Here is a 22,975-nt window from a genome sequence, read left to right as displayed (position 1 = left end):
GTCGGCCGACCGGATAACTTTCCCGGATGCGTCCGATTGCCGTAGCGCTGGGGTTGCTTTCGGCTCTGTGCGCCCTCGCCTATCCGTTCCTGCCCGTCGTGCAGGACACCGCGGAGGTCGTGTGGCCGACCGGCTCCGACACCCGGTCCGTCAACGCGCCCTTGACCGGTTACTGGGCGCAGGACCTCGAAGCCGAAGTACCGTGCGCGGCCATCCGTTCCCTCGACGAACGCACGAACGGTCCCGCGCTGCTGCTCGGTACCGTGCCGGACGGGCGCACAGGGCCGCGCGCGGGCAACGGCGTCGGCCTGCTGCTGCACGTGGACAACGGGGTGCTGCTCGCGTCGAGCCAGGGCCAGCAGATCGCGCAGCAGCCGCTGCCGCAGGCCGGCTGTACCGTGACGCTCAAGTCGGACACGACGCAGATGACCCTCGCCGTCGCGGGCACGCCGGTCTTCCACACGACCGGTGACGTGCGGCCGCGCGTGGTCGGCATCTACTCGTCGATCAGCTCCGCGAAGGACCCGATTTCCGGCCTGCGCGTCTCCGTCGTTCCGGACACCCGCTACCAGACCTCGCCGACCGCGCTGAAGCTCGGCGTCGGTGTCCTGGGCGCGCTCGCGTTCCTCGGCTGCCTGATCGCCGTGTGGCGCATGGACTCCGGCTTCGCGCGCCGCGCGCCGCGCTGGGCACCGGTCGGCTGGTGGCGCTTGACCGGCCGCGACGCGACGGTGATCCTCGCGCTCGGCGCGTGGGTGTTCATCGGGCCCGTGACGTCGGACGACGGCTACATCCTCACGATGGCCAGAGTCACCGAGTCCACGGGGTTCCTGACCAACTACCACCGGTGGTTCGGCGTCGCCGAGGCGCCGTTCGGCTGGTTCTACCACCTGTACGAGCTGATGACGCACGTCAGCACGGTCCCGCCGTGGATCCGGCTGCCGTCGTACCTGCTGGGCGTGATCAGCTGGCTGCTGATCTCCCGCGAGGTCATGCCGAGGCTGGGCACGCAGGTGCGCGGAAGCCGCGCGGCCGGCTGGGCCGCGGCGGCGGTGTTCCTGGTGTGGTGGATGCCGTACAACAACGGCGTGCGGCCGGAACCCGTGGCCGCGCTGGGTTCGCTGCTCGCGATCTGCGCGGTGGAACGCGCGCTCGTGACGCGGCGGCTGCTGCCGCTGTGCCTCGGTCTCACGGCGGCCGCGTTCACGCTCGCGGCGACGCCGACGGGCCTCATCGCGGTGGCACCGTTCCTGGTCGCCGCGCGGCCGTTGTTCAAGCTCGTACGCCAGCGCTCAGCCGACGGGTGGTGGCCGATCCTGGCGCCGATCGCGGCGTCCGGATTCCTCGTGCTGATCGTGGTGTTCGCGGACCAGACGTTCGCGACCGTGCAGGAGGCCACGCGCATCCGGACGCTGGTGGGCCCGAACCTGTCGTGGTTCCAGGAACTCGTGCGCTACCAACTGCTGTTCGAGAACCTGCCCGACGGTTCGGCGCCGCGGCGGTTCCCGGTGCTGCTCGTGCTGCTGTGCACGGTCACGTGCCTCGTCGTGCTGCTGCGGCGCGGCCGCATCCCGGGCGCCGCGCTCGGGCCGAGCCGGCGGCTGATCGGCACCACCGCGTTGTTCTTCCTCCTGCTGGCCCTGACCCCGACCAAGTGGACGCACCACTTCGGCGCGTTCGCCGCCGTCGGCGCGTCGATGGCCGCGCTGACCGCGCTGGCGACGAGTTCGACGGTGCTGCGGTCGAATCGCAACCGGGCCGCGTTCCTGGCCGGGCTGCTCGTGGTCGGCGCGCTCGCCGCGACGGGGCCCAACACGTACTGGTTCGTCTCGCGCCTGGGCGTGCCGTGGACCGGGCTGGCGCCCTCGATCGCCGGGCTCCCGCTGTCGACGATCCTGCTGGTGGCCGCGGCCATCGCCGGGATCTACGCGTTCGTGGAGAACATCCGCGCGCACCGGCCCGGCGCACCCGCCGCGCCGCAGGAGGGCCGGAGCCGGTCGCTGCGGCTGGGTTCGCTCTCGCTCGTGGTGGTCTGCGGGCTCGCCGCGGCCGGTGAGTTCTACACGATGGCGCTGGCGATCCACAACCAGTCGGGCAGCTACAGCCTGGGCGCGGCGAACTTCGGGCACCTGTTCGGCAAGAGCTGCAACCTCTCCGACCACGTGATGGTGGAGACCGACGCGGTCAAGAGCATGTTGCACCCGCAGGCCGAGCAGCGGACCGTGCCGGCGAAGAAGGAGGAGCAGTCGCCGCTGCCCGACGCGGACCAGGGCAACGGTCAGGTCCAGACCGGTTTCCACACGCGGTCCGTCGACGACAACGACCCGCTCGCCGAGCCGCCGCACGGGTTCACGCCGGACACCGTGCCGATGTGGAGCAGCTTCTACGAGCAGAACCGCGCGGGCCGGCTGCGCAGCCAGTGGTACTCGCTGTCGGACAACCGCGCCGACGGCCAGATCGTGATCTCGACGGCCGGCCAGCCACGGCGTCCGGCCTCGGTCAGCCTCGACTACGGCGTCACGACGCCCGAGGGCGTGCGTGTGGTGCGCAGCCAGTTCGCCCTCGCGCCCGGCGCGGGCACCGGCGGCTGGAACGACACCCGCATCAACTTGCGCGACCTGCCACCGCAGGCCACGTCGGTGCGCGTGGACATCGTCGACAACGACCTCACGGAGGACGGCTGGATCGCCGCATCCGCGCCGCGCGTCCCGTCGTTCACGACGCTGACGGACAAGCTCGCCGGCAAATCCGTGTACATCGACTGGCCCGCATCGTTCGTGTACCCCTGCGCCAACCCCGTCACCTCCCACGACGGCATCTCGCAGGTCCCCGACTACCGCATCACTGCCGGCGCGCTGGCCGACGAAGCCCAGTGGGCCTCCAGCACCAATGGTGGCCCCATCGGCTGGCTCGAGGAGCTCGCGGACGAGCCCGAGGTGCCCAGCTACCTGCTCGGCCAGCCCACCCAGTCGTGGGGTCAGCTGCTGCAGGTCGAGCCCTACACCGACGGCATCGCGCCGACCGTGCGCCACGGCTCGAAGACGGTGTGGGGCTGGTGGTCACCGGGACCCGGGCCTTCGCAGCCGAACGGGAAGGACCCGACCCGCTGAGCCGTGCACCGGGACGACCGGGCACCCGAGATGAGCGCGCACCAAGTTGACACCGTCGAGTTCGGACAGTGGACGGGCGGAACCGGCCGCGGCCAGGCTCGAAGGTGTGTCTGATACTGCGCGCCTTCCCCCCGTTGACTCTGGCCGATGCGGACCAGCTGGTGAGCACGGCGCTGGCCGTCGGCCAGGAGCGGGGCTTCCCGCCGCTCGCGGTGGCCGTCGTCGACGTCACCGGCGAGGTGATCGTGCTGCGCCGCGCCGACGGCGGCATGCCCGCGACCAGCCGGGTCGCCGTCGCCAAGGCCCGTACCGCGCTCCGCATGCTGAAGCCCTCCGGCGAAATCGCCCTGCCCGGCGAGGTCGTCGACACCATCCAGCACCTGTACGGCGGCGACTTCGTCCCGCGCGCCGGCGGTGTGCTCGTCACGGACGGCGGCGTGATCGTCGGCGCCGCCGGCGCGTCCGGCGCGCACGGCTCCGAAGACGAGGAAGCCGTGCGCACCGCCGTGGAGCGCTGGCAGGCTCAGGCGTAGCTGCGCGGCGTCCAGACGACCGACGCGCCGCCCGGGCCCCGCTGCACCACTGTCTTCGACGAGCCCACGATGAGCAGGCATCGCATATCCACAGTGGACGGCTCAAGCTCGCCCAGCGTGGTCACCGTGATGAGCTCCTCCGGGCCGCCGACGTCCCGGGCCACCACCACGGGCGTGCCGGGCGCGCGGTGACGCAACAGGACTTCGCGCGCGGTGGCGAGCTGGGACGTCCGGGTACGTGATGCGGGGTTGTACAGCGCCAGCACGAGATCCGCCGAACCGGCGGCGTCGAGGCGGCGTTCGATGATGTCCCACGGCTTCAGGCGATCCGAAAGCGACAACACGGCGTAGTCGTGCCCCAGTGGTGCACCGACGCGGGACGCGGCTGCCTGCGCGGCCGTCACCCCGGGCACGATCCGCACGCGCACCCCGGCCCCGCGTCCGGCGGCGACCTGCTCCAGCACCGCCGACGCCATCGCGAACACGCCGGGATCACCCGACGACACCACGGCCACGCGGGCGCCGGCCGCCGCCAGCTCGAGCGCCTCCGCGGCCCGGTCGGCTTCCACCCGGTTTCCCGACGCGTGCCGCTGCTGGCCGGCGCGTTGCGGCACCCGTGCGACGTACGGGCCGTAGCCCACGACGTGTTCCGCCGCCGCGAGCTCGGCCGACGCCTCCGGCGTCAGCCACTCCGGGCCGGCCGGGCCGAGGCCGACGACCACGACCTCACCCCCCTCGGCCGGAGCCGGCGCGGCGGGCTGCACGACCGCGGGCTCACCGTCCACTCGGGACGCATACGCCGGGCTCGGCAGCAGAGCCAGTGAAAAGTACGGCACCGACGACGGATCCACGTCGGCCAGGGGCTCGATGCGCTGCTCACCCCAGGTGGCGCGCTCGACGTACCACGCGTCGTCCAGCTTGCCCGCCTCCGCGAACGCCTCGCGCACCGAAGCGAAGGTCCGGCCCAGCTTCAGCACGGCCGCCGCCTGCGTGTCGGCCAACCGCCGGGCGAGTTCCGGCGCGGGCAGCGTGCCCGGCAACAGCGTGAGCACCTCGTCGCGCTGCACCAGCGGCCGCCCGAGCACGGACGACGCGGCGCTCACCGACGTCACGCCCGGCACCACCTCGGATTCGAACCGGCCGGCGAGCCGCTCGTGCATGTACATGTAGGAGCCGTAGAAGAACGGATCGCCTTCGCACAGCACGACCACGTCGCGGCCGGCGTCGAGGTGTTCGGCTAGCTTTTTCGCGCTCAGCTCGTAGAAGTCGGCGATCGCACCTTCGTAGCCGCCGGGGTGGTCCGTGGTTTCCGTGGTCACGGGGTAGACCAGCGGTTCCTCCACCTGGCCCTCACGCAGGTGCGGCGCCGCCACCGAGCGCGCGATGCTGCGGCCGTGGCGCGCGCTGTGGTAAGCAATCACGTCGGCTTCGCCGATCAGCCGCGCGGCTTTCACCGTCATCAGTTCCGGGTCGCCGGGACCGAGCCCGACGCCGTACAGCTTGCCCGCGCTCATTCGACCGCGCTCGCGATCGCGTTGACGGCCGCCACGGCCATCGCGCTGCCACCCCGCCGGCCCTGGACCACGAGGTACGGCGCGGGCGAGCGCTTCACGAGCTCCACTTTGGACTCGGCCGCGCCGACGAACCCGACGGGCACGCCGATGATCGCCGCCGGCGCCCCGACGCCCTCCTCGAGCAGCTCCAGCAGGCGGAACAACGCGGTGGGCGCGTTGCCGATCGCCACCACCGAGCCCGGCAGCCGGTCGCGCCACAGCTCCAGCGCCGCGGCCGAGCGCGTGGTGCCCCTGCGCTCGGCGAGCCCCGGCACGCTCGGATCGTCGAGGGTGCAGACGACGTCGTTGGCCGCGGGCAGCCGCTTGCGCGTGATGCCGCTGGCGATCATCTTCGCGTCGCACAGGACCGGCGCGCCCGCTTCGAGCGCCGCCCGGCCCGCCTCGACGACGTCGAGGGAGTACCGCAGGTCCTCGACCAGGTCGACCATGCCGCAGGAGTGGATCATCCGCACCGCAACGCCGGCGACGTCGTCCGGCAGGATCGCCAGGTCCGCTTCCTCGCGGATCGTGGCGAACGAGTGCCGGTAGATCTCGGCGCCGTCGGCCAAGTACTCGATCACGGGTTTTCCTTCCTCACCCAGGACTCCGCCAAGCGGGACGCCGGAACGAGACGTCCGCCGACACGGTAGCCGCCTTCTTCGGCGACGACGTCGAGGTGGTCGCCCGCCGGCCGCCCGCAGCGCCGGGTACACCCGGCGACGTGCGCGCGGACCCCGCTCGGCGCCAATGCCGCGGCGTCGGCCCGCACGTCCGCGAGCGACTTCGCGCAGCCCGGCCGGCCGATGCACGCCGTGATCTCGAGCGCGGCGGGATCCGTGCTCAGGCCCGCGTCGTGCAACCGCGGCACGGCGTCCGGCCCGGCCTCGGGCAGCACGACCGACCGCCACGGTGTGACCACGGCGAACGGCGCGAGCTCCGCGAGAACCCGCAGCTGCACGGCGGAGAGCTGCCCGAACCGCGGCGCGATCCCCACGCCGTGCTCGCCCAGCCGGCCGACCGTCGCGTCCACGCGTACTGGCCGCTCAACCGGCTTGGTCCGCGGCGCGACAGGCAGCACCACGTGCGGATCGGAGAGCTCCGCGATCCGCCACGCCGAGCCGCGCTGCCGGCCGAACGCAGCGGCGACGTCGAGCAACGCGGCCACCGCGGCGTCGCGCGACACCGACCAGCCGGTGTCGGCGCCGGCGAGCAGCACCGTGCCCACGGACGGCGTCACCGCGCGCCAGCACACGTCCGCGCCTTCACCCGCGACGTCACCCCGGCCGTCGTCGAACGCGAACAGGAACCGGCCGGGCAGCCCGGCCAGCTCCGGCACCGCGCACAAGGCCACGTCCAGCTCCCCCGCCAGGCCGCGGACGTCCGCGACTCCGCCCTGGACCCCGCTCAGCGGCGAGGCGAGGACGTTGCGCACGCGTTCGTGCGTCGGCGAGGGCAGCAGCCCGGCGCCGGTCAGCCGCGACGCCAGACCGGGCCGGGTGACGCCGCGCAGCTGGACGTTGCCGCGCGAGGTGAGATGCACGTCGCCGTCGCCGAAATCCTCAGCGCACGAAGCGAGCACCTGCAGACGATCGGCCGGCACGACCCCACCAGGCAGCCGGACGCGCGCGAGCGGCCCGTCCGCCGCGTCGTGCGTCGCGAAGACCCCGGGACAGGCGTCGGCGCGCACGCGGGCAGGGCTGGACATGCCGCTCACTGTAGCTGGCGCCGGATTCAGCAGACTTGCGATCGAATATAGTAGGTGTGCTACATTTCGTCGCACGTTGACGATGGGGGTGGGTCGGTTGAGAAATCCGGACGAAGTCGTGTTGGAGGTCGAAGGCCTGCGCATGCGCTACGGCACCGACGACGTGCTGCACGACGTGGGCTTCGCCGCCTACCGCGGCGAAGTGCTCTGTCTGCTCGGCCCGAACGGCGCGGGCAAGACGACCACGATCGAGATCCTCGAAGGCTTCCGGATGCGCTCGGCGGGCGACGTGGCGGTGCTCGGCACCGACCCAGCGCGTGGCGGCGAGGACTGGCGGGCCACGTCGTTCTCGCTCGGCACGGCGACCGTGCCGAGTGTGCTCGGCGCCGGGATCGTGTTCAACGGCATCTCCGGCGCGGCCGGCAACCTGGTCATCGACCGCGAGGACGGCACGCTGCTGCGCGCCAAGGCCACGCCCAACGGCATGCTCGGTTACCTCATCGGCAAGGTCGTGTCGCTCTCCCTCATGCAGGTGAGCGCGCTGCTGGTGACGCTGGTGCCGTCGTTGATCCTGTTCCCCGGCCTGGCCACCGGCCACCTGTCGGCATGGCTGCGGCTGCTCTGGGTGCTGGCGCTCGGGCTGATCGCGACCCTGCCGCTGGGTGCGGGGATCGGCTCGCTGATCCGCGAACCGCGCTCGATGGGCCTGGTCATGCTCCCGGTCACGGGCCTCGCCGCCATCTCCGGGATCTTCTACCCGATCACGGCGCTGCCGGTGTGGGTGCAGGACATCGCGCAGGTGTTCCCGATGTACTGGCTCGGGCTCGGCATGCGCTCGGCGCTGCTGCCGGACTCGGCCGTGGTGGTGGAGGTAGGGCAGTCGTGGCGGCCGTGGTGGACCCTCGGCGTGCTGGTCGTGTGGGCCGTGATCGGATTGGCGCTGGCCCCGGTCCTGCTGCGGCGGATGGCGCGCAAGGAATCCGGTTCGTCGGTGGCGGCACGACGGGAAAGGGCACTGCAGCGTGTGTGATCCGCGGTGAGCGAGAACGTCTACAACCGCATCGCGGTGCTGCGCGCCGAGCGCGGGATCTCGCGTCGGCAGCTGGCCGACGCGCTCGGCGTGCACTACCAGACGATCGGTTACCTCGAACGCGGCGAGTACAGCCCCAGCCTGCACCTCGCGTTGCGGATCGCGCGGTTCTTCGAAGTCTCGGTGGAGGTGCTGTTCTCCACCGAGCCCTTCCCGCGGATCGGCGACCGCTCGGCGTAGAGCGGGTATCAAGGACAGGTGACCGCCCATTTGCGCGCCGCCGAAGAGCTCATCGACCACGTGCGGCCGGAGGACAACCGGTACAAGGCCGCCGGCGAGCCGGATGTGATCGGCTGGACGCGGCCGTGGCGCAACCACACGCAGTGCGCGTCGTTCCAGACCCAGCTGCTCAAGCACGTCTACGGCTGGGCCGACGACGAGTTCTTCACCACGCACTTCCGCTCGGTGAGCCCGCCTTCGCGCACGTACCGGTGGGTCTTCGAACGGCGGCGCGTGCCGCATTTCACGCCCGTCGACACCGTCGCCGACCTGCGGCCGGGTGACCTCGTGGTCGTCGACTACGGGCACCGGCGCCCGACCAACACCGGCCACCTCGCGCTGGTGCGTGGCGTTCCGGTGCCCGCGGGGCCGGCGAACGGGGACAAACCGTACGTCGTGCCCATCGCCGACTGCACCGCCGACCCGCACGGCACCTCGGCCGAATACCCGGACAGCCGCTCCCCCGCAGGTCAGGGCGCCGGCTACGGGCACATGGTGTTCCACGCTTCGCGGGAGACGGGCGGTTTCGCCGGCTACGCCTGGAGCGTCACCGCCCAGCAGGTGCACTGCGTGGCCGAGCGGCCGATCGTCGCCGTGCGGGTGGTCTGAAGCGTCACCTTGACGCGGGCCCGCGCGCGGTTGAGAGTGAGAGCGAACCACGCGTCGGCAAGCGGAGGAACCCGGTGAGAGTCCGGGACGGTCCCGCCACTGTGACCCGGGCTGATCCGGGGAGCCAGGAACTCCCGCCGCCGCGACCGACGACCCGGGGCGCGGACACCCCGAGTGAGGAACGCCGTGATCCTGCTGCTGTCCACTTCGGACACCGATCTGCTCAGCGCCAGGGCGAGCGGGGCCGATTACCGGCTCGCGAACCCCGCCCGGCTCGACCTCGCGGACCTGCCCCCGCTGCTGGCGGACGCGCCGATCGTCGTGGTCCGCATCCTGGGCACGCCGCGCACGTGGCAGGAGGGTCTGGACACGCTGCGCGCGTCGGGTTCGCACGTGGTGGTGCTGGGTGGTGAGCAGACACCGGACGCGGAGCTGATGAAGCTCTCGACCGTGCCGGCGGGCATCGCAGCGCAGGCTCACGCGTACCTCGCACAGGGCGGGCCCGAGAACCTCACGCAGCTGCACCGGTTCCTGTCGGACACGCTCCGGCTGACCGGCGACGGGTTCGAGCCGCCCGCGCAGCTGCCGTCGTGGGGTGTGCTGGAGCGGCCCGCTCCCGCTGCCTCGGACGGACCGGTCGTCGGGATCCTCTACTACCGCGCGCACCACCTGTCCGGGAACACCGGCTTCGTCCACGCGCTGGCCGACGCGATCGAGGCCACGGGCGGGCGCGCGCTGGCGATCCACTGCGCGTCGCTGCGCAACCGCGAGCCGGAGCTGATGGCGGAGCTCGGCAAGGCCGACGCGCTGCTGGTCACCGTGCTCGCGGCGGGCGGCACCCGGCCGTCGGAGGTCGGCGCGGGCGGCGACGACGAGGCGTGGGACGTCGCCGAGATGGCGGCGCTGGACATCCCGATCCTGCAGGCGCTGTGCCTCACCAGCGACCGCGCGACCTGGTCCGGAAGCGACGACGGCCTGTCGCCGCTCGACGCGGGCAACCAGATGGCGGTGCCGGAGTTCGACGGGCGCCTCATCACGGTCCCGTTCTCCTTCAAGGAGTTCGACGACGACGGCCTGCCGCGGTACGTGCCGGACGCCGAGCGGGCGGCGCGGGTCGCCGGGATCGCGCTCGCGCACGCACGGCTGCGCCACACCCCGCCGGCGCAGCGGCGGATCGCGCTGATGCTCTCGGCGTACCCGACGAAGCACTCGCGCGTCGGCAACGCCGTGGGCCTGGACACGCCCGCGTCGGCGATCAAGCTGCTGCGGCTCATGCGCGAGGAGGGTTACGACCTGGGCCCGGACGCGTTCCCCGGTGTCGACCCGACCGGCACCGACCAGCCGGACGGCGACGCGCTCATCCACGCGCTGATCGCCGCCGGGGGGCAGGATCCGGAGTGGCTCACGCAGGAGCAGCTCTCCGGCAACCCGATCCGGGTGCCGGCGGCGCGCTACTCCTCGTGGTTCGCGGCGCTGCCCGAGGACCTGCGGTCGGCGATGGAAGAACACTGGGGGCCGGCGCCGGGGTCGCTGTATGTCGACACATCGGCAAATCCTGAGGGCGACATCGTGCTGGCGTCGCTGCAGGCGGGCAACGTCGTGCTGATGATCCAGCCGCCGCGCGGCTTCGGCGAGAACCCCGTGGCGATCTACCACAACCCCGACCTGCCGCCGAGCCACCACTACCTCGCCGCGTACCGCTGGCTGGAGGAGGAGTTCGGCGCCCACGCCGTGGTGCACCTGGGCAAACACGGGTCGCTGGAGTGGCTGCCGGGCAAGACAGCCGGTCTGTCGGCGTCGTGCGCGCCCGACGCGGTGCTGGGCAACCTGCCGCTGATCTACCCGTTCCTGATCAACGACCCGGGCGAAGGCGCGCAGGCGAAACGGCGGGCGCACGCGACGATCGTCGACCACCTGATCCCGCCGATGGCGCGCGCCGAGTCCTACGGCGACCTCGCGCGGCTCGAGCAGCTGATGGACGAGCACGCGAACATCGCGGCGATGGACCCGGCGAAGCTGCCGGCGATCCGGGCGCAGATCTGGACGCTGATCCAGGCTGCGAAGCTCGACCACGACCTGGGCGTCGCCGAACGACCGCACGACGCAGAGTTCGACGACTTCCTGCTCCATATCGACGGCTGGCTGTGCGAGGTCAAGGACGCGCAGATCCGCGACGGCCTGCACATCCTGGGCGAGGCGCCCATCGGCGAGGCGCGCGTGAGCCTCGTGCTGGCCATGCTGCGCGCGCAGCAGATGTGGGGCGGCAAGCAGGGCGCGGTGCCGGGGCTGCGATCGGCGCTGGGGCTGAAGGAGAATTCGGACACACCGTTGTCCGAAGTGGACGCGATCGAGACGACGGCGCGAACGCTCGTGGAGGCGATGGAGTCCCGCGAGTGGGCGGTCGCGGCGGTGCCCGCGGTGGTTTCCGATGTGCTGGACGCGCCGGACTCCGCGGTTTCGCAGGTGCTGACCTTCGCCGCGACCGAAATCGTGCCGCGGCTGGCCGGGACCTCCGACGAGGTCTCCGCGGTGCTGCACGCGCTGGACGGTGGCTACCTTCCGGCCGGGCCGAGCGGTTCGCCGTTGCGTGGCCTGGTGAACGTGCTGCCGACGGGCCGGAACTTCTACACCGTCGACCCGAAGGCCATCCCGAGCCGCCTGGCGTGGGAGACGGGCCAGTCGCTGGCCGACTCGCTGCTGCGCCGCTATCGCGAGGACACCGGCTCGTGGCCGACGTCGGTGGGGCTTTCGGTGTGGGGCACGTCGGCGATGCGGACGTCCGGCGACGACGCGGCGGAAGTGCTGGCGCTGCTGGGCGTGCAGCCCGTGTGGGACGAGGCGTCGCGGCGTGTGACGGGGCTGGAGGCCATCCCGCTGGCTGAACTGGGCCGCCCGCGCATCGACGTGACCGTCCGCATCAGCGGCTTCTTCCGCGACGCGTTCCCGCACGTCATCACGCTGCTGGACGACGCCGTGCGTTTGGTGGCTTCGCTGGACGAGCCGCCTTCGGAGAACTTCGTCCGCGCCCACGTCTCGGCGGATCTGGCCTCGCACGGCGATTCTCGCCGAGCCACCACGCGCATCTTCGGCTCGAAACCCGGCGCGTACGGCGCCGGCCTGCTACCGCTGATGGACTCCGGCAACTGGCGCGACGACAAGGACCTCGCCGAGGTCTACGCCGTCTGGGGCGGTTTCGCCTACGGCCGCGACCTCGACGGCCGCCCGGCCCGCGAGGACATGGAGAACTCCTACCGGCGCATCGTGGTGGCCGCCAAGAACACCGACACGCGCGAACACGACATCGCCGACTCCGACGACTACTTCCAGTACCACGGCGGCATGATCGCCACCGTTCGCGCCCTCACCGGCTCCGCCCCCGCCTCCTACATCGGCGACAGCACCACCCCGGACGCCGTCCGCACCCGCACCCTGGGCGAAGAGACCGCGCGGGTCTTCCGCGCCCGCGTCGTCAACCCGCGCTGGCTTGCCGCCATGCGCCGCCACGGCTACAAGGGCGCCTTCGAGCTCGCCGCGACCGTGGATTATCTGTTCGGCTTCGACGCCACCGCCGGCGTGGTGGAAGACTGGATGTACGAAAAGCTCTCCGAGTCCTACGTCCTCGACGCCGAGAACCAGGACTTCCTGCGCCAGGCCAACCCGTGGGCGCTGCGGGGGATCATCGAGCGCCTCACCGAAGCCGCCGACCGCGGACTGTGGGAATCGCCGGACCCCGACCTGATGGCCCAACTGCGCGACGTCTACCTGACCCTGGAAGGCGACCTGGAAAGCGAGTAGCCGCGGGAGGCCCGTGCTGCCGTCTGCCCTACGACCGCGTCAGTTCCAGCGCGCGGTGAGCGCACACGCCGCCGACGCGACCTGATCGCCGAGGTAGCCGTTGCCGGCCCGACCGCTGCCCCGCAACCGCAGACACCACCGACACAACGCGTTGCGGGCCGCGGGGCGGCCCCGGCATCGCTCCCCGATCGCAGGCACCGCCAGCGCACCACGATCGCCGAGACAACCACGCCGGTCCGGCAACACTCCGGAAACGCAAACGCTGTCGGCGACCCGGTCGCAGGAACAGCCGAATCGGTCCAGTCCAGCCCTCCACGCCCGCAAGCGCCGGGCGCTACACGATCGCGCGCAGGGACAGCTACATGACCTTGCCAGCACTCCGCGACACCAGCGCGTCGTCGCGACACCATCATCGAGGCACTCGCCCGCGAGTATCAGGCCGCGTCCGAACGCATCGCCTTCGGCCACCCGGAACTCTCGGCGCACGGCTGTCGGCGCCGCCGGGCGCCGATGTTCGACGGGCTGCGCTGAGGCGACTGCCAGCACAGCCTCGCCGCGAGGCCAGTGGTCCATACCAGTCGGCCAACGGACAACTGCGACACGCGGTCTGCGTCCGTTCGGGTGCGCCACCGTTGGGCCGCCAGGGTGAAGGACTCGCGGCAATCCCGGCATTTCACCCGTCACACCCCGCCGTTCGCCGGGTCGCCGGTTGACTCACCAAATGGTCTAGTCCAATGCTGTAGCGCACCCGCTCGACAGCTGGAGGACAGATGCAACGAAGCAGACTGGCCGCCGTCGGGATCGCCGCCGCCACCGTGCTCGGGGCTGCCGCGACCCTCGCCGCCACCGCCGACGCCAGGCCCGTCACCGCGGCGGCGCTCGGGAACAACTGGTACGCGTCGGCGCCGTACCTGATGCCGCAGAGCAACAACCCGCCCGACCCGGTGACCGTGATGAACGCGACCGGGCAGAAGGCGTTCCAGCTGGCGTTCATCCTCGCCCCCGACGGCGGCGGCTGCGCCCCGACGTGGGACGGTAAGTCGGCCGTCTCGTCCGACACCGCGGTCGCCGGCGTCGTGAACCGCATCCGCGGCAACGGCGGCGACGTCTCGGTGTCCGTCGGCGGCTACGGCGGCACGAAGCTCGGCCAGACGTGCGGCACCGTCGACGCGACGGCCGCCGCTTACCAGCAGGTGGTCACGAAGTACGGCCTCAAGGCCATCGACTTCGACCTCGAAGAGCCCGAGTACGAGAACACCGCCGCGGTCGCGAACGAACTCGGCGCCGCGAAGAAGCTGCAGGCCGACAACCCGGGCCTGTTCGTGTCCGTGACGATGCCGGGCACCGCCGCCGGCACGGGCTGGTTCGGCACGCAGCTGCTCGACCAGGCGAAGTCGATCGGCTTCACCCCCAACAACTTCTCGATCATGCCCTTCGACGGCGGCTTCAACGGTTCGTCGGCGCAGGTGTCCGCGCTCGAGGCGTTCCACGGCCTGCTGGAGAGCCACCTCGGCTGGGACAGCACCACCGCGTACTCGCACGAGGGCTTCTCCGGCATGAACGGCCACTCCGACAACGGCGAGGTCTTCACCCTCGACGACTTCCAGACCGTCTACGACTACGCGACCGGCCACCACCTCGGCCGCTTCACGTACTGGTCCGTCAACCGCGACCGCGCGTGCACCACGACATCCGACAACGCGGTGTGCTCCAACGTCCCCCAGCACGACTGGGACTTCACCAAGTTCACCACCCGCTTCGCCGGCGCCACCCCGCCGCAGTCCGAGCCCACGACCCCGTCGACCAACCCGCCGGGCGCCTGCACCGCCCCGGAGTGGCAGAGGACGTCGGTCTACGTCGGCGGCAACTCCGTCTCCCACAACGGCCACAAGTACACCGCGAAGTGGTGGACCCAAGGCGAAGAACCCGGCACAGGCGGCTCCGACAGCGTCTGGACCGACATTCAAGCTGGGTGTGCGGCGTTGAGCCTGTCTCGTCGGCCGGCGGGAGGGATCGGGGTCGTCCGGCACCCGCCTGTGAACGTTGTTTGACCGAGTGGAGCGCTGCGCGACTCCTTGCCTGTTGACCATGCTGGCGGGCGGGGCCACTGCCGGAGTTCGAGATGCCCTGTTAGGAACCCGGTGACCATGTCCTGATCGAGGCGGATGTGGATCCCTGTTAGCGAATGTCTGGTGCGGCTCGGACTCCCACGGCGGTGCGGCGGCCGGATCCGAATTCACGCGAGCAAGGGAGCCGGCATTGATCGTTCGGATGGGCATCGACCTCGCGGTCCGCGCGCAGCACCAAGCCAGCATGGCCGACGAGCAGGGACGCGTGCTCTGGTCCGGGCACCGTTTCCGCACCCGCAGCGAGGAACTGGATCGGTTGTGGGCACGGCTGCCCGACGGCGTCACGGCTGCGGAGGTGACGGTCGTGATGGAGCCGACCCGCAACGCGTGGGTTCCGTTGGCCGCGTGGTTTCGCCGACGGGGCGCGACGGTGGTGCTGGTGTCCGCAGAGCGGTCGGCGGATCTGCGCGCCTACTACGCCAAACACACCAAGAGCGACCGGATGGACTCGGTCCTGCTGGCCCGGCTGCCGTTGCTGCACCCCGAAGGACTCCATCCCGAGCGGGGCACGGGGCCGGGCGATCCGCTGCGGCGCGCGACGAAACTGCACTCCACGCTGGTCCAGCGCCGCACCGCCGGCCTCGCCCGGCTCGATGCGCTGCTGGAGATCCTGGGACCGGACTGGCATGCCGCCCTCAGCGGCGATCTGGCGAACAAGACTCCGCTGCGGTTCCTCGCCGCCGGCTACGCCGACCCACACGCCGTCCGTCGCCTCGGCCGTGCGCGGTTGGCCCGATTCTTCTACCGGCACTCCCGCGGCGCCTGGGGCGACCCGGAAGCCGACAGGGTCCTGGCCGCAGCCGCCGCGACCACCGAATTGTGGGGCGAGGAACTGGCCTTTGCCGAGCTGGCCGACGACATCGCCGTCGAAGCCCGCCTCGCGCTGGCGATCACCGATGAAATCAAAGATGTCGACGAACGTATCGCCGTCCTGGTCGCCGAACGTGACCCCGAAGGGCTCATCACCTCCGCGCCCGGCGTCGGACCCGTGACCGGGGCAGTCATTCTCGGACGGCTCGGCAACGTCAACCGGTTCTCGTCCTTGGCAGCAGTCCGCGGTTTCAGCGGCCTTATTCCGTCGCTGAACGCGTCCGGCGTCTCCGGCAGCCACGGCGGCCCGACCAAACGCGGCGACGCCCTGCTCCGCGAAGCATTGTTCATGGCCGCCAGCCAGGCGCGCCGCCACGACCCCACCTTGGCCGCGAAGTATCACCGGCTGATGGTCGAAGCCGGCAAGCACCACAACTCTGCGCTCTGCCACATCGCAACCACCCTGCTGACCCGCATCGCATCATGCTGGAAAAACCACACGCCCTACCAGCTGCGCGACGTCAACGGCACACCCGTCACCGCGATCCAAGCCGGCGACATCATCGCCCAGCGATACACCGTTCCGGAAGACATTCGCCGATCACACAGGACAACCGGAGTGGGGACGGGCCAGCGAAACAAGAAGTCGCCAAGCGCTCCATCGACCGGCCCGTCCAACACCCACGCTAAACCCCACCAAGCGGCTTGACATCCCTTAGGAACGCAACGGCGCCTGCTGACCCCAGCCCCCTCCGGTCCCCAACGCCGGGCGGTCCTCTGTGGACCGTCCGGCGTCCGGCCGAAGGGACCGGCTTTCCGATGCGTCGGCTTCAGGAAAACGATCGTGGTCGTAGCCGTTGCGCGAACGCATGAATAGACCGTTCAGGTCTCGCGGGGCTCGGGCTCGGTATCACACATCACCCGCCAAGCCTTGCCACCCCCGAATCGGCCGTACTCACGCGCCGGCGAGTAATCCTCGCTGGGCCGGCGAAACGACAACGGGCCGACACCAACGCAGCCCACGGCACCGCCCGCGCACGGGCGGCAACACGGAACTCACCACGCCGTACCGACCGCCCACCCTGCCACGACGGAGCCGAACGCGAGACCAACCCGCGCCAGGCGCCCGTAATCGCGCCGCTTCTTTCTGAAGCCATGCCATCCGAGGTGGAAGCTCGGGCCTTCTTCTCGCCGAACGCATGAAGGGACCATTCATCCCTTCCCAGGGGGAACCCCCGAATTCCATTCTCCCACGCGAGGTGCGGTCGGCGCTCGTTCGTAAGCGCGCGAGGGGGACCACCGCGCCAGGATTTCGCGGCACGCTGAAACGACGGTGGTCAGGGGCGGATGCCGGGCAGGTGGGTGTTGGCGCGGCGGACCTCGGAGGCCAGCGCCGGCACCTCGATGACCTTGCGGCCCGCCGCGGCGAGGAGTTCGACGCCCTCCGCCTCGACGAACAGGGAGGGTTCGCGCCAGGCGATGACGACGCGCGGGATCGTCGTTTCGAGGATCAGTTGCGTGCAGCTCTTCGGGTGCGACGCGCGCGAGCTGCACGGCTCCAGCGAGCTGTACATCGTCGCGGTGGCCAGGCGGGGGTCGTCCGCGCGGAGCTTCGCCAGGGCGGCTTCCTCTGCGTGGTTGTGGGGCTCGCCCTCGCCCGAGTAGCCGGTGGCGAGCACCGTGCCATCGGGGGCGGCGATGACGGCGCCGACGCGGAAGGTCGAGCTCGGCGGGCACTCGTCGGCCAGGTCGATGGCCTGGCGCAAGCGCAGCACATCGATCGAGGTCGGCTCGGCCGCGGCCCGGTAGTGCAGTACCGCGACGTCGCCGAGGCGGCGCACCTCCATCAGCTCCAGTGGCCGCGGGAACGCGCCCGGCCCCAGGAAGCGCGGCGCACGCGGGTCGCCGACGAGCGCCGGCGCGATGGCGAGGCGTAGTTCGTCGGCGAGGCCTGCGTCGAGGAACTGCGTGTGTACGGCACCGCCGCCCTCCACGAGCAGGCGGCGGATGCCGCGTTCGCCGAGGTCGTCGAGGATGCGCTCGAGCCGCGGCGGCGTGCCCGCGTCGACGATCGTCGCGACCTCCCGCAGGCCGTCGACCGCCACCGGCGGCGCGTAGACGAGCTTCGGCGCTTCGCCGACCGTGAAGAACCGCGACGCCGGATCGAGCTTGCCGCTGCTCGTCACGGTCACCTTCGTCGGCTGCTCTGGCCGGCCCGCCGCGACGCGCTCGGCCCGCAGCTCCGGCGAGCGCACGAGCAGCCGCGGGTTGTCCGCCCGCACCGTGTTCGCGCCCACGAGGATCGCGTCGGCGACGGCGCGTAGCCGGTCGACCTCGGCGAAGTCGTCCTCATTGGACAGGAGCAGCCGCGCGGTGCTCGCGTCGTCCAGGTAGCCGTCGAGCGACTGGGCCGCCGAGAGGACGACGTGCGGGCGGCTGCTCATGCTGGTTGAACGGCGTACTGCCGCACATACAGGTCGGTGTACGTCACCGGCCCCCGCGGCCCCGGCACACGGTCGAGGTTGATCCCGGTCTCAGGTACGGCGAGCAGCTTGAAGCCATCGAGCAGCCGCGTCGGCGCGTTCCAGAACACGCCCGTGCCGGTGTAGCCGTCGAAGAACGCGCCCGCCGCCGTCTCGTCCTCGGTGGCGATGCCCGCCGCGAGGCCGGACGTGCGCTCGTTCGCGATCTCCACGGCCTGCTCGAGCCCGGTCACACGCTCGACCGTCACGGTCGCTTCGCGGTCCGAGTCCAGCGCCCACTCGTAGCCGATGGCGTGCTCGTGGGGCGCGAGCGACGGCGTGACGCCCCGCTCGGCCAGCGCCGCGCTGATCGACGGCCACACCGTGTCGTGCACCTCGTCGTGGATGAGCAGCAGGTTGAGCCGGTTGCACACGCCCAGCCGGTCGAGGCTCGCGTACACGAGGTCGCGCACCTTGCCCGCGTCGGCCGCGGCGTCGACGTACAGCACACCGCCACCGTCCGCGTGGGCCAGCGTCCGCACGCCGTGCACGGCCGCCTCCGTGGCCAGCGCGCGCGTGCTGTCGCCGCTGCCACGCAGGATCACCAGCGGCACGAGCCCGGGCAGCCGGACCAGCGCCGACGCCGCTTCCCGCTCGACGCGCGGCACCAGCTGCACCACGTCCGGGTCGATCCCGGCCGCCGCGAGCGCCGGCGCGATGACCGTGTCCCGCAGCCGCTGCGCCGAACCCAGCGCCGCCGAGCCGGTGCGCAGCACCCCGGCGTTGCGCGACTTCACCAGCTGCGACGCCACGTCGACCGTCACGTTGGGCCGCGCCTCGTAGTTCGCACCGATGACGCCCACCGGCCGCCGGCGTTCCACCAGCCGCAGCCCGCCGTCCAACGTGGACACCTCGACGGTCCGCTCCTGGTGCGGCGCGCCGGCCAGCAGCCGCAGCTGCTCGGCCATGCCGTCGAGCCGCTCGGGCGTGATGGTCAGCCGGTCGAGCAGACCGGCACTCATCCCGTCCTCTCGCGCCTTGGCGACGTCGGCACGGTTCGCCTCGAGCACCTCGTCCCGGTGCTCGACGAGCCGCTCCGCCATGCCAACCAGCGCCGCGTCCACGGCCTCTTCGGTGGCTCTGGCCAGCGACGGCGCGGCCAGCTTGGCCGCCCGCGCGCACTCCTCGACGGCCTTCGTGACCTCGTCCATCGTCGTCTCCCTCCGCGCGTTCGGCAGACATATAGTCTGCCGCATTTTTGCCTCTGACCAGCACTGGAACACCGATCATGGGCCGTACGTGGGACGCACCGACCAAGTTCCGAGAGGTTCCCTTGCGTTCCAAAAATCTACCAAAGCCACTGAGGCCGGCCGTCGCCTTCGCGGTCGTGCTCACACTCGCTGCGTTGGTCGGGTTCGCGGCACCGGTGTCGAGCGCTGGGCAGCCGGCCGCCGCGCCGACGTGCGACCGGCTGGCAGTCGTCGCGGCGACGATGGCGAAGCTCGGCGAACAGGCGTCGTCATTCACCATCGTGACCCCCGCGCAGATGAAGGCGCAGGGCCCGGAGCGTGCGGCCGCGTACGCCACGGAGACGGCGGTGGTGTACTCCGACGGCATCCCGTGTCGGTACCTGCCCGCGGTCGTGGCGCACGAGCTCGCGCACGTGTGGCAGGCCCGGAAGTACGGCACGATGGCGCGCGCCGAGCGGGCGTACGGCGCCGAGCTCGAGCCGGTGGCCGACTGCGTGGCGGTGGCGACCGGGTGGGAGTTCTACCGGCCGTACCTCGAGGCGCGGGGTTACGGCTGTACCGAGTACGAGCGCGCGGCCACGAGCGGCCTGCGGCGGTGGGCGCGGTGAGGGCTGTAACGGGCCGATCGTTTTCGGCGACAACGCCTTGTTGTACTGCAGCTGACGAAGGGCACAGTTCGTAATGGGGCTCATCCGCAAGACGTTGATGATCAGTACCGGCGGCATCGTCCGCGGCTCGTCGAAGAAGCAGCGCGTCGCGAAGGCCTCGCTGAAGGAGTTGCGGGCGCAGACGCGCTACCAGCAGGCGGCAGCTGCGGCTGCTGTCCAGCAGGCTTCGCAGGTTGCGCCGATGCCCGCCGGGCCGCCGGTTGCCCCGCCGCCGGGCTGGTACCCGTCGCCTCAGCAGGCCGGACAGATGCAGTGGTGGGACGGCGCGCAGTGGACGCCGTCGTTCGCGCCCCAACGGTAGCCACCCGAACGCTACGGAGCCCCGGTCACCCTCGCGGTGGCCGGGGCTCTTTCGCGTGCGCTGCACTGCGCTCAGCGGTCGCGCCAGGCCAGCGGGGACAGGGTGGCTGCGGCCTCGGCGATACGGCGGGCGGTCTCGGTCGTGAGGCCCTTGCGGGCGGAGTCGATCCAGCCGGCGACGCGCTCGACGCCGATGTCGCGGTACTCGACGGCTTGGAGCAGCATTTCGAGCTTGTCTGCGTCCTTGGCGCACTGTGCCTCGAGGGTCTCCCGGGTCTCGTACTCCTCGACCGCGGTCCGGACCATGGTGCGGGAGGCGTCCGGCAGGGCGGCTGTCTGGTCGGCGGTGATCTCGCGGGGTTTGGGCTTGCTCATGTACTTGGCCGCGGTGTGCGGGATGTCCCCTGTGCGGGTCTCCTGCGTGTCGTGCCAGAGCGCGAGGAACGCGGCCCGCTCCGGGTTCGCGCCTTCCTCGGCGGCGAGCAGCGCGGCGATCTGTGCAGCGCGCATGCTGTGTTCCGCGACCGACTCGGGGTCGCGGACGCCGGCGTGCCACCACCCCGTGCGGCGGATGCGCTTGAGCAACCCGAGCTCGTAGCCGAACGCGGCGAGAGCGGTGGGCTCGTCTGGCATGAGGTGTTCTCCCTATCGGTCGGCGAGACGCAGAGCGTAGTGAAGGCCGGCGACCTGGTCACGTCCGTCGCGCGTGAGCACGTCGGCGGACGTGAGCACCTCCAGCGCCTCGGATAGTGCGTCGCGGGCAGCGGAGCGTTCGGTCAGCAGCGCGGGGCGGCTGGCCACGAGCGTGTGCACGGTGTGGAGATTGAGCGGCAGGTGGGGCGAGGCCGGGTCAAGGCGGCTCACCAGGTGGTGGAACAGACGCACGCCGGCCCAGGCCCTGGTGTCGTCCGCGGCCATGAAGGTGTCGTCGGTCTGGTCGTCTGGCAGTTCGCCGATCCAGTGCGCCCAGTAGTTGAGGTTCGCGAGCTCGGCGCGCGACCCGGTGGTGCGCGTGACGAAGTCGTGCAGGTGGGAGCTGTCGCCGGTGGAGGCGAGCGCGACGGACGCCGATCGGGCTTCGAGCAGGCTGGTCACGTCGCCGTCTGCGATCGGGCGACGGCCGGCGCTTGCCCATTCGCCGCGCAGCCACTCCACCACCTGGTCGCGCTGGTCGAAGCCGAGCAGGTACACCGCTTGTCGACGCAGCAGCGCGGCGTCGGTGTGCACGCCGCGTTCGGCGACGGTCATCAGGTGGTCGAAGAACCGGGTCCGCTCGGCGGCGCCCATCGTGGGACCAGGCGCGACCGGTCCCCGTCGCGGCACCTTCGGCGCGAACACCGTTAGCTCCTGCGGCAGGTGCCCGGTGAAGGGCCACGTGATCAGGTTCGTGAGCGTCTTGCGGTGCACGCTCGCGGCCAGCGGATGCACGTCAGGGTCAACCCACGCGTCGCCGGCGGCGATGCCGGTCGAGAGGACGAGATCGGCCTCGACGGCGGCGCGCAGGTGCCGGCCGGTGGACGGGTGCGCGCCCAGCCGCGGCAGCCGCGCGGACAGCCGGACGAAGTCCCCCGCTGGCATCGCGGACAGCGGCCGGCGCCCGGACTCCCACCCTTGGACGGTGCTCCCGTCCACCGCGAGACGTTCGGCGAGCCGCTCTTGCGTCAGCCCCGCGGACTGGCGTGCCAGCTTGAGGACGTAGCCGGTCACGATGCCCGTTGAACGGGAACCCTGACTGCCGGTCAGCGTTGTCGCGGTTCCGCTCACGCTCGCTCCAGGTCTGGACGATTCCGGCCGCACCGCACCCGTACTCGCGGTCCGTTCTACCTGCTCACTGGTGATCGTAGCGTCACTCCACGAGGTTACGGGATGGCTCTGAGCAGCCAGAACACGACGGGAGTGACCGGCTATGGCAGTGCGGATCACCGACAGACCAACGCCGGCACTGGCCCTCCGGCCGGCGGACTTCGCGTTGCGGGTGCACGCCGACCCGACCGACGCGAACCGGCGCACCTCGCACCTGTACGCGAAGCGCGAGCTCGCCGACGACACCGTGGACCTGCTGGTCCCGTGGTGCCAGTACGACCCGATCTACCCCGAGCGCCACGCGCGCATCGACATCGAACTGTCCGGCTACGCCGACGCCGACTGGTGCGTCGGCTGCTGGTACCGGGCGCGTCGCTGATGGGCTGGTGGATCAACGACGACGGCGACGAGGTCGACACCGACCCGGACACGGGTGCCGTGATCGACGACGACGAGTGACCGCCCAGCCGCCCATCTGAACCACCCGATCTCCGGCCGCCGCGCTGTGCCCCGACCCGGCGCGGTGGCCGGGTTCCACCTGCCCATTTGTCGACAACACCGAGAGAGGACAGCAGATGGCGAGGGAACGCAACACCGCCGGGATCGGACCGACCCGGCCGGTATCCGGCAAGGACAATCGGACGACCCGGCCGACGGAAGACAACCGCACCCCACAGCCCCGGCCGATCCAGCCGCCGCCGCCGGACGACAGGCCGAAGAAGTGACCGAGCCATCGAACCGGCCGCGCGACCCGCGCAGTTGCCTCACCGGAGGCAGGGAAGGCAACTGGGTGTTCGGCCCGTTGGACGGTGGGCCGCCTCGGCAGCCGACCGGGCCGACGCGCCCGGGCGGCGGCTACCGGTCGAGCCGGTTCCGGTGGCGTCCGGACCCGCCGGCGCCGGACGGCGAGGACTGACGGCGCGCGCACGCACCGGTTAC

General features: G+C 71.5%; 18 protein-coding genes and 1 riboswitch. Of the genes, 11 read left to right on the top strand and 7 right to left on the bottom strand.

The window, feature by feature from the left end; translation table 11 throughout:
• Positions 1–26 precede the first annotated feature (26 nt).
• Both I6J71_RS09165 and I6J71_RS09160 read left to right on the top strand, forming a co-directional pair.
• Entirely contained in the window at positions 27–3,110 is a 3,084-nt protein-coding gene (locus I6J71_RS09165) for an arabinosyltransferase domain-containing protein (protein WP_204094325.1), read from the top strand.
• Positions 3,111–3,244: 134 nt separating this feature from the next.
• Positions 3,245–3,643 (top strand): heme-binding protein, encoded by a 399-nt coding sequence (locus I6J71_RS09160; RefSeq protein WP_239154570.1) that lies wholly within the window; start codon positions 3,245–3,247, stop codon positions 3,641–3,643.
• Here the strand turns inward: I6J71_RS09160 and I6J71_RS09155 are convergent.
• Genes I6J71_RS09155 through I6J71_RS09145 form a run of 3 tightly spaced genes read right to left on the bottom strand, consistent with a single transcriptional unit; the run spans position 3,634 to position 6,901 of the window.
• The gene (locus I6J71_RS09155) at positions 3,634–5,157 is read right to left on the bottom strand and encodes a precorrin-2 C(20)-methyltransferase (RefSeq protein ID WP_204094324.1); all 1,524 of its coding nucleotides are present in this window, start codon (positions 5,155–5,157) and stop codon (positions 3,634–3,636) included. The genes I6J71_RS09160 and I6J71_RS09155 overlap by 10 nt on opposite strands.
• Positions 5,154–5,777: a precorrin-8X methylmutase gene (locus I6J71_RS09150; protein ID WP_204094323.1), complete on the bottom strand. Its 624-nt coding sequence runs from the start codon at positions 5,775–5,777 to the stop codon at positions 5,154–5,156. Before I6J71_RS09150 ends, I6J71_RS09155 begins: the two co-directional genes overlap by 4 nt.
• The gene (locus tag I6J71_RS09145; RefSeq protein WP_204094322.1) at positions 5,774–6,901 is read right to left on the bottom strand and encodes a precorrin-3B synthase; all 1,128 of its coding nucleotides are present in this window, start codon (positions 6,899–6,901) and stop codon (positions 5,774–5,776) included. Before I6J71_RS09145 ends, I6J71_RS09150 begins: the two co-directional genes overlap by 4 nt.
• A 142-nt stretch (positions 6,902–7,043) precedes the next feature.
• On the opposite strand from I6J71_RS09145, the gene I6J71_RS09140 reads away from it, so the two are divergent.
• From I6J71_RS09140 to I6J71_RS09115, 6 genes are all read left to right on the top strand, one after another.
• The gene (locus tag I6J71_RS09140; protein WP_239155294.1) at positions 7,044–7,931 is read left to right on the top strand and encodes an ABC transporter permease; all 888 of its coding nucleotides are present in this window, start codon (positions 7,044–7,046) and stop codon (positions 7,929–7,931) included.
• A 6-nt stretch (positions 7,932–7,937) separates the two neighbouring features.
• Positions 7,938–8,171 carry a helix-turn-helix transcriptional regulator gene (locus tag I6J71_RS09135; RefSeq protein ID WP_204094321.1) on the top strand — a complete coding sequence of 78 codons (234 nt, stop codon included), beginning with the start codon at positions 7,938–7,940 and terminating at the stop codon, positions 8,169–8,171.
• Between the two features lie 18 nt (positions 8,172–8,189).
• Positions 8,190–8,819, top strand: coding sequence for a hypothetical protein (locus I6J71_RS09130; protein ID WP_204094320.1), 630 nt, complete (start codon positions 8,190–8,192; stop codon positions 8,817–8,819).
• Positions 8,820–8,883: 64 nt separating this feature from the next.
• Positions 8,884–8,953, top strand: a riboswitch (cobalamin riboswitch).
• A 52-nt stretch (positions 8,954–9,005) separates the two neighbouring features.
• Entirely contained in the window at positions 9,006–12,614 is a 3,609-nt protein-coding gene (cobN, locus tag I6J71_RS09125) for a cobaltochelatase subunit CobN (protein ID WP_204096949.1), read from the top strand.
• Positions 12,615–13,384: 770 nt separating this feature from the next.
• Positions 13,385–14,665 carry a chitinase gene (locus I6J71_RS09120; RefSeq protein WP_204094319.1) on the top strand — a complete coding sequence of 427 codons (1,281 nt, stop codon included), beginning with the start codon at positions 13,385–13,387 and terminating at the stop codon, positions 14,663–14,665.
• 220 nt (positions 14,666–14,885) lie between these two features.
• On the top strand, positions 14,886–16,262 hold the full coding sequence (locus I6J71_RS09115) for an IS110 family transposase (protein ID WP_204090148.1): 1,377 nt from the start codon (positions 14,886–14,888) through the stop codon (positions 16,260–16,262).
• A 628-nt stretch (positions 16,263–16,890) separates the two neighbouring features.
• Here I6J71_RS09115 and I6J71_RS09110 read toward each other — a convergent pair.
• Positions 16,891–17,997 (bottom strand): dihydrofolate reductase family protein, encoded by a 1,107-nt coding sequence (locus tag I6J71_RS09110; RefSeq protein WP_204094318.1) that lies wholly within the window; start codon positions 17,995–17,997, stop codon positions 16,891–16,893.
• Complete coding sequence (locus tag I6J71_RS09105) at positions 17,994–19,226, bottom strand: aldehyde dehydrogenase family protein (RefSeq protein WP_204094317.1); 1,233 nt, start codon at positions 19,224–19,226, stop codon at positions 17,994–17,996. The genes I6J71_RS09110 and I6J71_RS09105 overlap by 4 nt, the downstream gene beginning before the upstream one ends.
• A 176-nt stretch (positions 19,227–19,402) precedes the next feature.
• On the opposite strand from I6J71_RS09105, the gene I6J71_RS09100 reads away from it, so the two are divergent.
• Positions 19,403–19,873 carry a hypothetical protein gene (locus tag I6J71_RS09100; protein WP_204094316.1) on the top strand — a complete coding sequence of 157 codons (471 nt, stop codon included), beginning with the start codon at positions 19,403–19,405 and terminating at the stop codon, positions 19,871–19,873.
• Between the two features lie 73 nt (positions 19,874–19,946).
• Positions 19,947–20,234: a DUF2510 domain-containing protein gene (locus I6J71_RS09095; RefSeq protein ID WP_204094315.1), complete on the top strand. Its 288-nt coding sequence runs from the start codon at positions 19,947–19,949 to the stop codon at positions 20,232–20,234.
• Between the two features lie 71 nt (positions 20,235–20,305).
• Here the strand turns inward: I6J71_RS09095 and I6J71_RS09090 are convergent, their stop codons facing one another.
• Together I6J71_RS09090 and I6J71_RS09085 are read right to left on the bottom strand one after the other, a co-directional pair.
• Positions 20,306–20,866, bottom strand: a complete 561-nt coding sequence (locus tag I6J71_RS09090) for an HD family hydrolase (protein WP_204094314.1) — start codon at positions 20,864–20,866, stop codon at positions 20,306–20,308.
• Between the two features lie 12 nt (positions 20,867–20,878).
• Positions 20,879–21,997, bottom strand: a complete 1,119-nt coding sequence (locus I6J71_RS09085) for a helix-turn-helix transcriptional regulator (RefSeq protein ID WP_204094313.1) — start codon at positions 21,995–21,997, stop codon at positions 20,879–20,881.
• 142 nt (positions 21,998–22,139) lie between these two features.
• Here I6J71_RS09085 and I6J71_RS09080 point away from each other — a divergent pair, with 142 nt between their 5' ends.
• Positions 22,140–22,415: a hypothetical protein gene (locus I6J71_RS09080; RefSeq protein ID WP_204094312.1), complete on the top strand. Its 276-nt coding sequence runs from the start codon at positions 22,140–22,142 to the stop codon at positions 22,413–22,415.
• The last annotated feature ends 560 nt before the right edge of the window (positions 22,416–22,975 follow it).

It is taken from the genome of Amycolatopsis sp. FDAARGOS 1241 (assembly GCF_016889705.1).
In the GTDB taxonomy this organism is placed as follows: domain Bacteria; phylum Actinomycetota; class Actinomycetes; order Mycobacteriales; family Pseudonocardiaceae; genus Amycolatopsis.
The sequence above is the reverse complement of the archived record's forward strand: the minus strand, read 5'-3'. Positions and strand labels throughout refer to the sequence as shown.